The sequence below is a fragment of the Streptomyces sp. NPDC040432 genome (assembly GCF_055595445.1).
Map to the genome: position 1 here is coordinate 418864 of NZ_JBVIVP010000001.1, position 15719 is coordinate 434582.

The 15719-nt window shown below is 73.4% G+C and carries 12 protein-coding genes; 5 read left to right on the forward strand and 7 right to left on the reverse strand.

Annotation, left to right across the window (positions count from 1 at the left end; all coding sequences use genetic code 11):
- Positions 1 to 13 precede the first annotated feature (13 nt).
- Positions 14 to 1204: a low temperature requirement protein A gene (locus ACZ58N_RS01935; RefSeq protein ID WP_471154390.1), complete on the forward strand. Its 1191-nt coding sequence runs from the start codon at positions 14 to 16 to the stop codon at positions 1202 to 1204.
- 164 nt (positions 1205 to 1368) lie between these two features.
- Here the strand turns inward: ACZ58N_RS01935 and ACZ58N_RS01940 are convergent, their stop codons facing one another.
- The 5 genes from ACZ58N_RS01940 to ACZ58N_RS01960 all read right to left on the reverse strand — a co-directional run bounded on the left by ACZ58N_RS01940 (position 1369) and on the right by ACZ58N_RS01960 (position 5985).
- A complete protein-coding gene (locus ACZ58N_RS01940) occupies positions 1369 to 1608 on the reverse strand; it encodes a DUF397 domain-containing protein (protein WP_471154393.1) in 240 nt (79 codons plus the stop codon).
- 215 nt (positions 1609 to 1823) lie between these two features.
- Positions 1824 to 3008 (reverse strand): thiolase domain-containing protein, encoded by a 1185-nt coding sequence (locus tag ACZ58N_RS01945; RefSeq protein ID WP_471154396.1) that lies wholly within the window; start codon positions 3006 to 3008, stop codon positions 1824 to 1826.
- Positions 3005 to 4081, reverse strand: coding sequence for a thiolase domain-containing protein (locus ACZ58N_RS01950; RefSeq protein ID WP_471154398.1), 1077 nt, complete (start codon positions 4079 to 4081; stop codon positions 3005 to 3007). The genes ACZ58N_RS01945 and ACZ58N_RS01950 overlap by 4 nt, the downstream gene beginning before the upstream one ends.
- Positions 4081 to 5064 carry a Zn-ribbon domain-containing OB-fold protein gene (locus ACZ58N_RS01955; protein ID WP_471154401.1) on the reverse strand — a complete coding sequence of 328 codons (984 nt, stop codon included), beginning with the start codon at positions 5062 to 5064 and terminating at the stop codon, positions 4081 to 4083. Before ACZ58N_RS01955 ends, ACZ58N_RS01950 begins: the two co-directional genes overlap by 1 nt.
- 120 nt (positions 5065 to 5184) lie before the next feature.
- On the reverse strand, positions 5185 to 5985 hold the full coding sequence (locus ACZ58N_RS01960; RefSeq protein ID WP_471154403.1) for a crotonase/enoyl-CoA hydratase family protein: 801 nt from the start codon (positions 5983 to 5985) through the stop codon (positions 5185 to 5187).
- A 199-nt stretch (positions 5986 to 6184) separates the two neighbouring features.
- On the opposite strand from ACZ58N_RS01960, the gene ACZ58N_RS01965 reads away from it, so the two are divergent.
- A complete protein-coding gene (locus ACZ58N_RS01965) occupies positions 6185 to 7816 on the forward strand; it encodes an acyl-CoA synthetase (protein WP_471154406.1) in 1632 nt (543 codons plus the stop codon).
- A 639-nt stretch (positions 7817 to 8455) separates the two neighbouring features.
- On the opposite strand, the gene ACZ58N_RS01970 is transcribed toward ACZ58N_RS01965, so the two are convergent.
- Positions 8456 to 8671, reverse strand: a complete 216-nt coding sequence (locus ACZ58N_RS01970; RefSeq protein WP_471154408.1) for a hypothetical protein — start codon at positions 8669 to 8671, stop codon at positions 8456 to 8458.
- Positions 8672 to 8854: 183 nt separating this feature from the next.
- Between ACZ58N_RS01970 and paaK the strand changes: the two genes are divergently transcribed.
- Entirely contained in the window at positions 8855 to 10180 is a 1326-nt protein-coding gene (paaK, locus tag ACZ58N_RS01975; RefSeq protein ID WP_471154411.1) for a phenylacetate--CoA ligase PaaK, read from the forward strand.
- Between the two features lie 81 nt (positions 10181 to 10261).
- Positions 10262 to 11119 carry a YhjD/YihY/BrkB family envelope integrity protein gene (locus tag ACZ58N_RS01980; RefSeq protein ID WP_471154413.1) on the forward strand — a complete coding sequence of 286 codons (858 nt, stop codon included), beginning with the start codon at positions 10262 to 10264 and terminating at the stop codon, positions 11117 to 11119.
- A gap of 367 nt (positions 11120 to 11486) precedes the next feature.
- On the opposite strand, the gene ACZ58N_RS01985 is transcribed toward ACZ58N_RS01980, so the two are convergent.
- The gene (locus tag ACZ58N_RS01985; RefSeq protein ID WP_471154416.1) at positions 11487 to 13037 is read right to left on the reverse strand and encodes a fatty acyl-CoA synthetase; all 1551 of its coding nucleotides are present in this window, start codon (positions 13035 to 13037) and stop codon (positions 11487 to 11489) included.
- Between the two features lie 198 nt (positions 13038 to 13235).
- On the opposite strand from ACZ58N_RS01985, the gene ACZ58N_RS01990 reads away from it, so the two are divergent.
- Positions 13236 to 15683 carry a penicillin acylase family protein gene (locus tag ACZ58N_RS01990; protein ID WP_471154418.1) on the forward strand — a complete coding sequence of 816 codons (2448 nt, stop codon included), beginning with the start codon at positions 13236 to 13238 and terminating at the stop codon, positions 15681 to 15683.
- Positions 15684 to 15719: the final 36 nt, after the last annotated feature.

Sequence of the window (15719 nt, forward strand, 5' to 3'; positions counted from 1 at the left end):
CTATCATCCCGATATGACCGAATCGGTGGTCCCGGTGGCGCACGAGCCGGGGGAACGGCACGCTTCCTGGCTGGAGCTGTTCTTCGACCTGACGGCGGTGGCCGGAGTGGCCCAGCTGGCGCACCTGCTGCACGGGGGGCCGGGATGGGCCGATCTCGCCCTGTACACGGTGATGTTCCTGGCCTTCTGGACGGGTTGGATGCTGTTCACGGTGTACGGGAACGTCACGGGCGAGCAGGCCGGCACCCGCATCGTCCTGGCCGGGATGTTCGGGATGGCGGTGATGGCGGCCTCGGTGCACGGTGTGCGCGAGGACAAGGCGTGGGCCTTCGCCCTCGCCTACATCGTGGTGCGGTCCCTGGCGGGCAAGGCGTGGGGGCGGCGGGGGGAGTACGTGGCCGACCTGCCGATCACCCAGGTGGGCATGGGGTTGACGCCGTGGATCGTGTCGATGTGGTGCGAGGGGACGCTCCGTTACGCCTTGTGGGCGCTGGGGCTGGCCATCGACCTGGTCGTGATGTTCACGGTCTCCGCCCAGAAGGTCACCGCGCGCGTGGAGCAGGAGTACGCGGCCACCGGGGCACGCGGGGAGCGGAAGGGACCCGTACCGCGTGCGGCCGTGCCGGACGCTCCGCACCTCGGGGAGCGGCTCGGTCTGTTCGTGCTGATCGTGCTGGGCGAGGCCATCGCGCAGATGGTCGCGGCGGCCTCGGTGGCGGAGTGGGACTGGGCGCTGTGCGGGGTGGGCGTCGGCGCCTTCGTGCTGCTCCTCCAGTTGTGGTCGCTGTCGTTGCGGCACGGGGCCGACGGGATCCCGCTGCTCGCGGTGGACGCCCTCCCGCTGCGGCTGGCGCTCCCGCTGCACTGCTTCGTGGCCGGGTCGGTGGCGGCGTTCGCCGCGGCTGCGGGCGACGCGGTGACGTACGCGGACGGCACCGTACCGGCCGCCGTGCGGTGGCTGATGTGCGCGACCCTGGGCGTGTACCTGCTGATCGCGGGGCTGGCTGCCGCGTGTTCGGGTCGGGGCGCGGCTCGGACGTCGCTGCTGGTGGGCCCCGCGCTGGTGCTGGTGGCGGCGCTGTGCGCGGTCTCCGCCGACTGGGGCCCGGTGGCGCTGGTGTGGACGCTGGTACTGGCCGTGCGGTGGCCGCTCCTCGTGGAGCGGCTGCGCCCGTCGCCGCCGCCGGCCCGGGCGGCGCCGTAGCGGCGGCGTCACCGGGGGCGGGACCGGTCCGGTCCGGCGCGGACGTCCGCGGGCGTCGTGTTCTCGGCCTTCAGGAGGCCGATCACGTGCTCCCGGCCGGCCCGGGGACAGGTCGGACCGGGTCGGCCGGTCGGGTTGGGGTCGGGCCGTGGGATCGGGTCGGGTCAGGTCGGGCCGTAGCGGCCGACCCGTGCCTGCACGACGAACTTGCGCCACTCGTCCGGCGCGAAGATCACCGAAGGGTCGTCGGGGCGCTCGCTGTCGCGCATCGCGATGAACCCCTCGACGAAGGCGATCTGGACGTCGCCCACCCCTCGGCTGCCCGGCTGCCAGTCCGCGCCGCTGAGATCGAGGTCGGGCCTGCCCCAGCCTGCGAGGGGTCGCGAAATCATGCTCTCGGCCACGTGCGTGCTCCTCCCGGTACGTCGTCCGGCCGCCCAGGGTAGCCATCGCGACGGGTGCCGCACAGGCCACCCGCGGCACGCGGTGGCCGGACGTCGGTCCGCCGTCGGGCGGCCACCGGGCGGCCACCGGGCGGCCACCGGACAGCAGCCCGACGGCCATCGCCGCCGCCGGCCCACGCCCCGACCGATCCCGGCCGGTGCGCGGGCGGCGCCGGTCAGGTGGTCGGGGGTTCGGAGCCGACCAGCCACATCGCGAAGAACTGCGCCCCGCCGCCGTACGCGTGTCCCATCGCCCGGCGGGCGTCCGGCACCTGGTGCTCGCCGGCCCGGCCCCGGACCTGGAGCGCCGCCTCCGCGAAGCGGATCATTCCGGAGGCGCCGATCGGGTTGGTGGACAGCACCCCGCCCGAGGGGTTCACGGGGAGGTCCCCGTCGAGTTCGGTGACACCGGCCTCGGTGAGCTTCCAGCCCTCGCCCTCCTGTGCGAAGCCCAGGTTCTCCAGCCACATCGGCTCGTACCAGGAGAACGGGACGTACATCTCCACCGCGTCGATCTCCCGCCGCGGGTCGGTGATCCCGGCCTGCCGGTAGACGTCGGCCGCGCAGTCCTTGCCGGCCTGCGGCGAGACGAAGTCCTTGCCCGCGAACAGGGTCGGCTCGCTGCGCATGGCGCCGCCGTGGACCCACGCCGCCGGGTGCGGCGAACGGTCCGCGCCCGCCCGGTCGGTGAGGATCATCGCGCAGGCTCCGTCGGAGGACGGGCAGGTCTCGGAGTAGCGGATCGGGTCCCACAGCATCGGCGACGCCTGGACCTTCTCCAGGGTGATGTCGTGCTCGTGGAGGTGGGCGTACGGGTTCTTCAGCGCGTTGCGCCGGTCCTTGTAGGCGACGAGGGAGCCGACCGCGTCGGGTGCGCCGGTGCGCCGCATGTAGGCGCGCACGTGCGGGGCGAAGAACCCGCCCGCCCCGGCGAGCAGCGGCTGCTGGAAGGGGACGGGCAGGGACAGCCCCCACATGGCGTTGGACTCGGACTGCTTCTCGAAGGCCAGGGTGAGGACGGTCCGGTGGACGCGGGCGGCGATCAGGTTGGAGGCGACGAGGGCGGTCGAACCGCCGACGGAGCCCGCCGTGTGCACGCGGAGCATCGGTTTGCCGACCGCGCCGAGGGCGTCCGCCAGGTACAGCTCGGGCATCATCACCCCCTCGAAGAAGTCGGGGGCCTTGCCGATGACGACCGCGTCGATGTCGGCCCAGGTCAGTTCGGCGTCCGCGAGGGCGCGGCTCGCGGCCTCGCGGACCAGCCCGGCGATGGAGACGTCGTGGCGGGCGGCCACGTGCTTGGTCTGGCCGATGCCGACGACGGCCACCGGCTCCTTGCCCGTCGTGTTCGTCGTACTCAACGGGGGTCTCCTTCCAGGACGGCGACCAGGTTCTGCTGGAGGCAGGGTCCGGAGGTGGCGTGGGCGACGGCCCGGTCGGACTCGCCGCGGTGGATCCGGGCGGCGGCCTCGCCGATCCGGATCAGGCCGGCGGCCATGACCGGGTTGGCGGCGAGCGGGCCGCCCGAGGGGTTGACGTCCACGGTGTCGCCGAGGCCGAGGGCCTTGCGGAGCACGACCTCCTGCGAGGTGAACGGCGCGTGCAGTTCCGCCGTGTCGACGGGCGCCTCGAAGAAGCCGGCGCGTTCGGCGGCGAGACGCGTGGACGGGGAGTCCGTGAGGTCGCGCAGGCCGAGCGCGTGGGCCTCGATGCGGTGGTCGATGCCGGTGATCCAGGCGGGGCGTTCGCAGAGCCGCCGGGCGGCGTCGCCGGCCGCCAGGATCACCGCGGCGGCGCCGTCACCGATGGGCGGGCAGTCGCCGGTGCGCAGCGGCGCCACCAGGTGGTCGCCCTGCGGGACCTCGCCGGCGAGTTGGGCGTGCGGGTTGTCCGCGGCGGCGGCCCGGCTGCGGGCGGCGATGGCGGCCAGGGCCTCCTCGTCGGTGTCGCCCGCGTCGATCAGCGCCCGGGCCTGGAGGGCGGCCAGGGCCACGGAGTCGGGCCAGAGCGGGGCGAGGTAGTAGGGGTCGAGCTGGCGGGTGAGGACGTCACGCAGGGGGCCCGGGGAGGACTTCCCGTACGAGTAGACGAGCGCGGTGTCCGCCTCGCCGGTCTGGAGCTTGACCCAGGCCTCGTAGAGGGCCCAGGCGCCGTCCATCTCGACGTGCGACTCGGAGATCGGGGGCCAGGCGCCGACCCCGTCGAGGGTCATGGTGAAGGAGAAGGCCCGGCCGGCGAGGTAGTCGCTGGAGCCGGAGCAGGTGAAGCCGATCTCCTTGGCCTTGAGGCCGGTCCGTTCCAGTACCTGGTGGATGACCGGCATGACGATCTCGACTTCGCTGAGTTCGTCGGTGCGGCGCAGGTGGTCGCTCTGTGCGAAGGCGATGACGGCCACCTCGCGGGCGTGGCGCCGGGTCCTCGGCGTGGCGGACATCAGATGAGCTCCTTGTACGCGTCGTAGTCCGCGTCCGGCTCGCCGGTGGGGCGGTAGTGGTCGGGGTAGCCGCCGCCGTCCGTCCAGACGGGTTCGACGCGCAGGCCCATGCGGACCCGGTCGTACGGGATGCCGCCGATCCGGCCGTGGAGGGCGAGGTCGGCTCCGTCGAGGGCGATGTGGGCGTAGACGTAGGGGACTTCGATGTCGAGGTTCTTCGCCTTGATGTTGACGATGCAGTAGGTGGTGACCGTGCCGGCCGGTCCCACCTCGACGCGGTCGGTGGTCGCGACCCCGCAGGTGGGGCAGGCGCCGCGCGGCGGGACGTACACCTTGTGGCAGGAGGGGCACCGCTCGCCGACGGTCCTGCGTTCCGAGAGGGCGCCGATGTAGGCGGTCTGGGCTCGGCCGGGGCTGTACGTGTAGTCCAGGCGGGCCTCGGCGACGATGCCGGTGACGGCGTCGTCGAAGAGCCCGTCGTGGGGGGTGGCGTCGCGCCGGGGAGCGGTGTGCGGATCCTCGGCAGGTCCTTCGTCCGGCTCGAAGCAGGCGATGTCGGTGATGGCGCCGGTCCGCCGGTCGGCCCAGCGGACGCGGACGCGCATGCCGGTGGTGACGGCTTCGGGGCCGGGGGCGTCGAGGACGTGCAGGATCGCCGTGTCGGCGCCGTCGAGTCGGACCAGGACCCAGGCGAAGGGGGTGGTGAGGGGCTGTTGGGGGCGGGGTTCGCCGTTCCAGGCCCACGTGGTGACGGTTCCGGTGGCGGCGACCTCGACGAGTTCGCGGATCTCCTCGGCGGTGACGGGGTCGTACTCGGTGGGCGGCACCATCACCTTGCCGTCGGAGGTCCGCACGCCGAGGACGACGCCTTCGCGCAGGCCGGTGAGGAAGGCGCTCTGGACGGGGCCGAGGGACCGGGTGAAGGGGAACTCGACGACGAGGGGCGCGCGCAGCACCTCGGGTGGGGACGCGGCGGCTGTCATGGGGGTCTCCGATTCTCCGGGGGACGGGTGGGGCGGGAGGGGTCGGGGCGGTACGGCGCGGGACGGTCCCGAGCCGGGCGGGCCGGGGCGCCGGTCGGGATCGCCGCGAGGGCGGCCCGGTCAGGCTCGGCGGTACACCGGCGGTCGCTTCTCGGCGAAGGCCCGGGCGCCCTCCTTCGCGTCGGCGGTGTCGAAGACCGGCCAGCCCCGGGTCAGTTCGGCGGCGAGGCCGTCCGTCTCCGTCATGTCGGCGCTCTCGTAGACGGACGCCTTGACGGCCTCGACCGCGAGGGGCCCGCACGCGTTGACGCGTCCGGCGATCTCCAGGGCCGCCTCCAGGGCGGTCCCGTCGGGCACGACCCGTCCGATCAGCCCGATCCGTGCCGCCTCCTCCGCCGAGTAGGGGCGGCCGGTCAGCAGCATCTCCAGGGCGTGCGTGCGCGGGATCTGCCGGGGCAGCCGCACCGTGGAGCCACCGATCGGGAACAGGCCGCGCTTGACCTCGAAGAGCCCGAAGGTCGCCCCGGCGCCGGCGACCCGGATGTCGGTGCCCTGGAGGATCTCGGTGCCGCCCGCGACGCAGTACCCCTCGACGGCCGCGATCACCGGCTTGCGGGGCCGGTGGTGGCGGAGCATCGCCTTCCAGTGCAGGTCCGGGTCGGCCTTCAGCCGGTCGCGGTAGTGGTCCCCCGCCATGCCCTTGCCCGCGAGGGCCTTCAGGTCCATGCCGGCGCAGAAGTCCCCGCCCGCACCGGTCAGTACCACGGAGCGGATCGCGTCGTCGGCGTCCGCCTCCAACCAGCCGTCGTACAGCCCCACCAACAGCGGAAGCGAGAGCGCGTTCTTCGCTTCCGGCCTGTTCATGGTGAGCACCAGCGTGGCTCCGTGGCGTTCCACGGTCAGGTGTTCCGTCCCACCCATTGCCGTCCTCCCGTCTCAAGACCTAGAACAGGTTGCAGTAGGGGCGGGTGCAGTTCAATAGTTTTCTGACACACAGTCAGTTTTCTTGGGCGACTCCCTTCCCACTTCCGTGCGGCGGCGCTGTAATGACCGCCGAAGCGGACCGGACCGGGCCCGGACACGGGCCCGGCACCAGATGTCACCAGGGTCAGGAGGAACGGTGGAGTACAACCTTGCCGACCTGTTCGAGTCGGTCGTGGACGTGGTCCCGGACCGCGAGGCCCTCGTGTACGTGGACCACCCGGGCACCGGCGCGGAGCGCCGGCTCACCTACGCCGAGTTGGACGCGGCGGCCAACCGACTCGCACACCACCTGCTGGACAGCGGGCTGGAGCCCGGCGAGCACCTGGGCCTGCACCTGTACAACGGCGTCGAATACCTGCAGACCGTGCTGGCCTGCTTGAAGGCCCGACTCGTGCCGGTGAACGTCAACTACCGCTACGTGGAGGAGGAGCTGGTCTACCTCTACAACGACGCCGACCTCGCCGCCCTGGTCTTCGAGGGCGAGTTCACGGAGCGGGTCGCGGCCGCGCTGCCGCAGACGCCGCGGCTCCGACACCTGGTCCGCGTCGGCGCGGTTCCCGAGGGGGCCCCGCGACCGGCGATCGAGCCCGTCGCGTACCAGGACGCGGAGGCGGCCGGATCCCCCGACCGCGGGTTCCCCGCGCGCAGCGCCGACGACCTGTTCATCATCTACACCGGCGGCACGACCGGCATGCCCAAGGGCGTCATGTGGCGGGCCGAGGACCTCTTCTTCGCGGGGCTCTTCGGCGGGGAGCCGACCGGGGAACCGGTGAAGCGACCGGAGGAGCTGGCCGAGCGGGTCGCCTCGCGGGGCGCCGGCCTGACCTTCTTCCCCGCTCCCCCGCTGATGCACGGCACCTCGACCCTGACCTCGTTCATCGCGTTCAACTACGGGCAGCGGGTGGTCATCCACCGCAAGTACGTCCCGGAGGAGGTCCTGCGCACCATCGAGAAGGAGAAGGTGTCGAGCGTGTCGCTGGTGGGCGACGCGATGCTGCGTCCGCTCATCGACGCCCTCAACGGGCCCATGGAGGGGACGGACCTCTCCTCGCTGTTCAGCGTCTCGTCGTCCGGGGCGATCATGTCGGAGACGGTGCGCGCCGAGTTCCAGCGGCTGGTTCCGAACGCGCTGCTCCTGAACAACTTCGGGTCGTCGGAGTCCGGATCCAACGGCAAGGCCACGAACGACTCCGGTCCCGAGCGGGGGTTCCGGCTGGAGGTCAACGACCGCACCCGGGTGGTGGACCCCGTCACGTACGAGCCGGTGGCGGTGGGCGTCCCGGGCCGGCTCGCGCAGCGCGGTCACGTCCCGCTCGGGTACTACAACGACCCGGCGAAGACCGCCGAGACCTTCTTCCGCAAGGGCGAGGAGCGTTGGGTGCTGCTCGGCGACATGGCGACGGTCGACGAGGAAGGCATCGTCACGGTCCTCGGCCGCGGCTCGCAGTGCATCAACACGGGCGGCGAGAAGGTCTACCCGGAGGAGGTCGAGCAGGCCCTCAAGTCGCATCCGGACGTGTACGACGCCCTGGTCGCGGGCGTCCCGGACCCGACCTGGGGCAGTCACGTCGCCGCGGTGGTGCAGGTACGGGCGGGTGCGACCGAGCCGACGCTGGACGTGATCCAGAGCCACTGTCGGACCCGGCTGGCCGGGTACAAGATCCCGCGCCAGCTGGTCATCACCGACGCGATCCAGCGCTCGCCGAGCGGCAAGGCGGACTACCGCTGGGCGCGGTCGGTGGCGACGGAGGCGGACTCCGCGGGCTGAGCGGAGCGCTCAGGGGGCGACGGCGACGTGAACGGGCGGCGCCCGGTTACGGGTGACGGGGCCGGTGGGCAGCCTGCCGGTGGACGGTCCGCCGGTGGAGCGACCATCGACGGCGGGCCGGTGGGCGGCCCATCGACGGAGCGAACCGGGCACGTCGCGGGGCCCCGGGGGGATGGCGCTCCGCGGGCCCGGCCCGCGCGCGGTGGTGCGCCGGGCACTCGACCGGATCGCCCCGTTCGGCGACGCGAGCACCGAACCGGGCTCGCACTTCCGGGCCGCGCCCCCCGGGGCCGTGCGTGCCGAGGCGGGCGATCCGGTTCCGTACGTGCCGGGCTGCGTGACAGTGGCCATGCGTGGCGGTGACCCCGCATCGCGGTGGCCCTGTCATTCGGGGCCGCGGTTCCAGGGTCCTGCCGGGTCATCCGGCGCCGCGGGTACCGGGCCCGTGCGGTGCGGCGCCCCGTGCGGGCGCCGGGCACCGAGCGCCGGCTGGCGCCTGCCTCCGGGTGCGTGCACGGCGTGCGGTAGGGACCCGGCTCGCACCGACATCGGCGGGGGTGGGAGCGGGAGCGGGAGCGAGAGCGGGAGCGGGCAACGCTGCCGTACCGGTGTCCGCGGGCGCCGGCGCGGTTCCGGTGGTCAGACCTGCGCGCGGAGTTCGGCCGCGACTCCGCGGGCCCAGCCGGCGAGTTCGGGACGACCGGCGCCCTGACCGAGGGTCTCGGCCTGGGCATCCGCGAGCCGCTGCGGACCCGAATCCTCCAGCAGGTGGGCCACCTCGGCCAGCAACCCGGCCAGGCGGCGCGCTTCGGACGCGCTGAGGCGGACCGATACCGCGGGGTCGATGACGGACATGGCCGCCGCCTCCCTTCGCGCCTCCTCCGGCGGGGGCACCTCCTTCGACCGTACGCCGCCACCCGGGCGGGCGCCGCTCAGGAGACCACCCGTAACGATCACTCGTTCGAGTCATTGATTTACCTCGCCGGGTCCGGCACTCTACCGAATGAACGTTCGGTTGGCTCTCGGTGAGGTGACGGCATGACGGCGTACGCGGATCTCCACGACGAAGGCGAGCGGCTCGGCGCCGACGAGCTGGCGGCGCTCCAACTGAAGCGGTTGCGGGCGACCCTGCACCGCGCGTACGAGCGGGTGCCCTTCCACCGCAAGGCCTTCGAGAAGGCGGGCGTGCATCCCGACGACTGCCGCTCCCTCGCGGACCTCGCCCTCTTCCCGCTGACCACCAAGGCCGACCTGCGCGGGCAGTACCCGTTCGGGATGTTCGCCGTGCCCCGCTCCGAAGTCCGCCGCATCCATGCCTCCAGCGGCACCACCGGCCGCCCCACTGTGGTCGGCTACACCGACGGGGACCTGGCCACCTGGGCCGATGTCGTCGCCCGCTCCCTGCGCGCGGCAGGGGCCCGGGCCGGCCAGATCGTCCACGTCGCCTACGGGTACGGACTCTTCACGGGCGGCCTCGGCGCCCACTACGGCGCGGAACGCCTCGGTTGCACGGTCGTCCCGGCCTCCGGCGGCATGACGGACCGCCAGGTGCAGCTCATACAGGATTTCCGCCCGGAGGTGATCATGGTGACCCCCTCCTACATGCTCACCCTGCTGGACGAGATGGAACGCCAGGGCATCGACCCGCGCTCCACTTCCCTTCGGACGGGCGTGTTCGGCGCCGAGCCGTGGACCGAGGAGATGCGCCGGGAGATCGAGGACCGGCTCGGCATCGACGCGGTGGACATCTACGGGCTCTCGGAGGTGATCGGGCCGGGTGTGGCGCAGGAGTTCGCCTCCCACAAGGACGGCCTGCACATCTGGGAGGACCACTTCTACCCGGAGGTCGTGGACCCCCTCACCGGGGCGGTGCTGCCCGACGGCGAAACCGGGGAGCTGGTGTTCACCTCCCTGACCAAGGAGGCCATGCCGGTCATCCGCTACCGCACCCGGGACCTGACACGGCTGCTGCCCGGAACGGCCCGCCCGGCCTTCCGGCGGATGGAGAAGGTCACCGGCCGCAGCGACGACATGATCATCCTTCGGGGGGTGAACCTCTACCCGACCCAGATCGAGGAGATCCTGCTGCGCTCCCCCGCCCTGGCCCCGCACTTCCAACTCCGGCTGACCCGGGACGGCCGGATGGACGCCCTGACCGTACGGGTGGAGGCCCGCCGGGAGGCCGGGGTCGGGCAGCGCGAAGCGGCGGCGGCCGAGGTGGTCCGGGCCGTGAAGGAGTCCGTGGGGGTGTCGGTCGCCGTCGAGGTGGTGGATCCGGAAACCCTGGAGCGCTCGGTCGGCAAGATCAAGAGACTGAAGGACCTGCGCGAGGCCGGCCCGGGAGAGGAGGCCGCGCCGCGCTGACGGCATGCGAAACCACCCCTTCGGGCTCACTTCGGTGCCGCTCCCGGGAGCGGGCCGCCCGGCCCGGGTAGTGCATGAGGCGTGACCTCGATCCTCCGGCGGCTGTACGACCGGCTCCAGGGCTCCCCCGCCGGGCTGGCCTGGAGCCGGGGCCGGGAGATCGAGCTGATGCACCGCGCCATGGGCTTCGCGGCGCTCGGCTTCCTGACCCTGGTGCCGCTGCTGGTGGTCGTGGCGGCCGCGGCGCCCGGCAGCGGCTCGGGCTTCGGCCGCTGGCTGGGGCAGGCTCTGGGGGTGTCCGCGCCCTCCCGGGCCCGCGTGGAGGCGCTGTTCGGCGCGGCCGACCTGGCCCTGGAACGGACCACCGCCTTCGGTCTGGCCGCCCTCGCGGTGTTCGGCCTGACCTTCGGCTCCGCCGTGCAGACCGGGTACGAAAAGGTCTGGGACGTACCGACCGCCCGCTGGCACACCATGTGGCGCCACGTCGTCTGGTTGGCCCTGCTCGTCTGCTACCTCGCCCTGCTCGTGGGCATCCCGGCCCCCTCCGACGACGCCATCGGCGCGATCCTCGGCACCGTCGGCGACGTGGTCGGCACGTGCCTCTTCTTCTGGACCTCGGGCCGGCTCCTGCTGGGCGGCCGGGTCCGCTGGCGGGCCCTGCTGCCGGGAGCGGTGGCCACCAGCCTCGGTCTGCTCGGCCTGCGGGTCTTCTCGCAGCTGGTGTTCTCGCCGCTGATCGCCTCCAACGCCGTCACGTACGGGCCGTTCGGGACGCTGCTCGTCGTCCAGTCCTGGCTGGTCGGCGTCGGTTTCGTCGTCTACGGCGGAGCCCTCGTCGGCCGCCTCGTCCACGAGTCCCTCACCCTGCGCCGCCTACGCCGTGGTGGCGTCCTCGCCCCCGGTCACGGAGCACCGGATCCCGAAGGACCCGCGGACTGATCGTCTCGCGATGCCCGCGCGGGGCCGCGCGTCAGGGCCCGGGCAGGTTCCGGCCCGGACGAGCCCGCTTGCGCCGGGCCGTTGGGCCGGGCCGGCCTCCGCCGGGGATCACCACGGCCACGGCGGTGGCCGTCGGCCGAAGGACACGATCGGCCGGAAACTCAAGCCGGTCCCCCGGTCCCCCGGTCGCCCGGTCGCCCGGTCCCAGGTTTGCCCGGTCCCGAGGATGTGGCGGGACACCGATCGTCGCGGCAGCGGGCAGCCGAGCGCCTGAGCGGCGGCCGTACTCGCATCGCACGGCAACCACGGCCCGCCACGACCGGCCAAGGCCCGGCCCGTCGCGGCAGAACGTCAGACCGTCAGACCGTCAGACCGTGGGCGGCGCGAGGCGGTCGCGGAGTTCGCGCTTGAGGATCTTGCCGCTGGCGTTGCGGGGCAGGGCCTCGACGAACACCACCCGCTTCGGCGCCTTGAAGTGGGGCAGCCGCTTCCGGGCGTGGACCATCAGCTCGGCCTCGGTCACCTCCCCGCGCGGCACCACCACCGCCGTGACGGCCTCGATCCACTTCTCGTCGGGGAGTCCGATCACCGCCGCCTCCGCCACCCCGGGATGGGTGTACAACGCGTCCTCGACCTGGCGGGAGGCGACCAGGACGCCGCCCGAGTTGATGACGTCCTTCACCCGGTCGACGACGGTGAAGTACCCGTCGGCGTCGCGCACGGCGAGGTCGCCGGAGCGGAACCAGCCGTCGCGGAAGGCCTCCTCGGAGGCCACCGGGTCGTTCCAGTAGCCGAGGCACAGCTGTGGGGACCGGTAGACCACCTCGCCGGGCGTGCCGTCCGGGACGTCCGCGCCGTCCTCGTCCACGACCTTGGCCCGCACGTGGCGCACCGGCCGGCCGCACGAGTCCATCCGCCCCTCGTGTTCCTCCGGCCGCAGCACCGTGGCGAGCGGGCCGATCTCGCTCTGCCCGAAGCAGTTGTAGAAGCCGAGCCCCGGCAGCCGCTCGCGCAGTCGCTCCAGCACGGGCACCGGCATGATCGACGCCCCGTAGTAGGCCTTGCGCAGCGCGCCGAGCTCCCGTTCCGCGAACTGCGGATGGCCGGCCAGGGTGATCCACACCGTCGGCGGCGCGAAGAGGCTGTCCGCGCGGCCCGCCTCCACGAGGTCGAAGACCGCTTCGGCGGCGGGCGCGTCGAGGATGGTGTTGCGGGCGCCCACCGCGAGGTAGGGGAGCAGGAAGACGTGCGTCTGCGCCGAGTGGTAGAGCGGAAGCGAGTGGACGGGGTGGTCGTCCTCGGTCAGGTCCAGGGCCTCGATGGCGCTCTCGTACTCGTGCGCCAGGGCCCGGTGCGTCATCATCGCGCCCTTGGGCAGGGCCGTGGTCCCCGAGGTGTACAGCAACTGGACCAGCCGGGACGGATCCCGTTCCGGCTCGACCGGCGACGCGTCGGACGACCACGCGCCGGACGACGACGCCTCGGACGGCGACGCGTCGCCGAGTGCGGCGAGGAAGGAGCCCGGCCCGTCGCGCAGCGGCCGCACGGGCGTCCCGTCGGGGATCCGGCCCGCCAGGTCCGGATCGGCGAGGACCAGGGAGGCGGTGCAGTTGTCCAGGATGTGCGCGAGGTCCTCGCCGCCGAGGTTCTGGTTGACCGGCACGTGGACCAGGCCTGCCCGGGCGCAGGCGAGGAAGGCGATCAGGTAGGCGTCGCTGTTGTGGGCGAAGGTCGCGACCCGGTCGCCGTCCGCCAGCCCGTGACGGACCCGCAGCACGGCGGCGCCGGTGGTGACGGCCGCGTCGAGTTCCGCGTACGTCCAGCTCCGCTCCCGGTACCGGAGGGCGACGCGGTCGGGTACCCGCCGCGCGCTGTCGGCGAGGAGCCCGTCGACCGTGTTGTCCCGCACTGCCGTCATGGCGTGATCCTCACCCCGGCGCGCGCGTGCGGTCAACAGCGCCGCGCCCCGGGATACCTAACGGCATGTTGACAGACCGTCGGCCGACCTGCGTGAGTGTGGGGACACGGGGGCTCGGCCTGCACCAGGGGCAAGTGCGGCCTCCCGCAGGCCATTTGGGGGTCAGATTTGAGCTCGGTCCAGCGCTCGGTCACGCGCTTGTCGCACGGTCACCGCCGTACCCGCCCGCTCCTGCGCCGTGTCGCCGTCACCGGGGCGGCGTTGCTCGCGGTGACGGCGGCGATGCCCCGGGCCGGAGCCGCCGGCGCCGGTCCCGACGGCGGGGCCGCGCCCTCGGGCGGGGGCCTGTCCGCCGTCATCCGCTACACCGAGAACGGCATCCCGCACATCCTGGCGCGCGACTACGCGCACCTCGGTTTCGGCACCGGCTGGGCACAGGCCGCCGATCAGGTCTGTGTGCTCGCCGACGGCTTCCTGACGGTCGCCGGGGAACGCTCGCGCTGGTTCGGCCCGGACGCGGCGCCCGACGGCTCCCTGTCGTCGGCCACGAAGAACCTCTCCAGCGACCTGTACTTCACGGGCGTGCGGGAGGCCGGGACCGTCGAGAAGCTGCTGGCCACGCCCGCGCCGGCCGGTCCGGGCAAGGACGTGCGCGAACTGATGCGGGGATGGGCCGCCGGGTACAACGCCTGGCTCGCCCAGAACAGGATCACGGACCCGGCGTGCAAGGGGGCCGCCTGGGTTCGGCCCGTCACCGTCACCGACGTGGCCGCCCGCGGCTTCGCGGTGTCGGTACTGGGCGGTCAGGGACGCGGCGTCGACGGCATCGTGTCGGCGCGGCCCCCCGCCCCGGCCGGACCGACACCTCCCCCGGCGCCCGATCCGGGGTCGGCCGCCGAGGCCGCGCGGGAGCTGTTCGACACCACCCGCTACGACATGGGCTCCAACGCGGTGGCCTTCGCCGGACCGACCACGGCGAACGGCCGGGGCCTGCTCCTGGGCAATCCGCACTACCCGTGGCAGGGCGGACGCCGCTTCTGGCAGTCCCAGCAGACCATTCCGGGCGAGTTGAACGTCTCGGGCGGCTCCCTGCTCGGTACGGCCGTGGTGAACATCGGCTTCAACGAGAAGGTCGCCTGGAGCCACACCGTGGCCACCGGCACTCCCCTGAACCTGCACCAGCTCGCCCTGGACCCGGCCGACCCGACGGCCTACCTCGTCGACGGCAGGCCGGAGCGGATGACGGAGCGCAAGGTCGTCGTGCCGGTGGCGGGAGGTGGGACGCCGGTCGTCCGCAGCCAGTGGTGGACCCGCTACGGGCCGGTCGTCTCCGACCTGGGGCCGTCCCTGCCGCTGCCCTGGACGGCCACGACGGCCTACGCGCTGGCGGACCCCAACGCGGCGAACCTGCGCGGCTCCGACACCGCGCTGGCCATGGGCAGGGCCGGCTCGGTCGCCGGGATCCAGGACGCCCTGAAGCGCACCCAGGGCCTGCCCTGGGTCAACACGGTCGCCGCCGACGCGGGCGGCGACACCCTGTTCACCCAGTCCCAGGTGCTGCCGAGGATCACCGATGAGCTCGCCGCGCGCTGCTCGACCCCACTCGGCCGGGCCACCTACCCCGCATCGGGGCTGGCGGTGCTGGACGGTTCGCGCGGTGACTGCGCCCTCGGCAACGACCCGGACGCGGTGCAGCCCGGGGTGTTCGGCCCCGGCAGGGCGCCGACGCTGCGGGGAGCCCCGTACGCGGAGAACTCCAACGACAGCGCCTGGCTGGCCAACGCGGACCGCCCGCTGACCGGCTACGAGCGGGTGTGGGGCAACATCGGCACGCCGCGTTCGCTGCGCACGCGGGGCGCGGTCGAGGACGTGTCGGCGATGGCCGCGCGGGGCCGGCTGACGGTCGGTGACCTGGAGCGGCAGCAGTACGCGAACCGGGTCCCGGCCGGTGACCTGGCGGCCGCCGACGCGGCGACGGCCTGCGCGGCCCTGCCCGGCGGTGCGGCGGCCGGCAGCGACGGGGTACCGGTGGACGTTTCGGCGGCCTGCGGGGTGCTGGCGTCGTGGGACCGGACGGTCGACTCCACGAGCCGCGGCGCCCTGCTCTTCGACCGGTTCTGGCGGAAGCTGACCGCGGGCACGGCGGCGAAGGACCTGTGGCTGGTGCCGTTCTCGGCGGCCGACCCCGTCCGCACGCCCCGTACGCTCAACCGGGCGGCTCCCGGCGTCGGCCGGGCCCTCGCGGACACGGTCACCGAACTGCGGGCGGCCGGGATCGCGCTGGACGCCCCGCTCGGCGCGCACCAGTTCGTGGTGCGCGGCGGACGGAAACTGCCGGTGGGCGGCGGCTCGGAGGCGCTCGGTGTCTGGAACAAGATCGAGGCGCCCTGGAACGCGGCGGCCGGCGGGTACCCGGAGGTCCTGCACGGCTCCAGCCACATGCAGGCGGTCGGCTGGGACGGCAGCCGCTGCCCGGTGGCGCGGACCCTGCTGACGTACGGCCAGTCGGCGAACCCGAACTCGCCGTTCTTCGCCGACCAGACCCGACTGTTCTCCCAGGAACGTTGGGTGACCTCACGGTTCTGCGAGCGGGACATCCTGAGCTCGCCGAAGCTGAAGGTGGTGTGGCCGCGCGAGCGACGCTGACCGCCGGCGCGGTCCGCCCGGTGGGGCCGGTGGGGC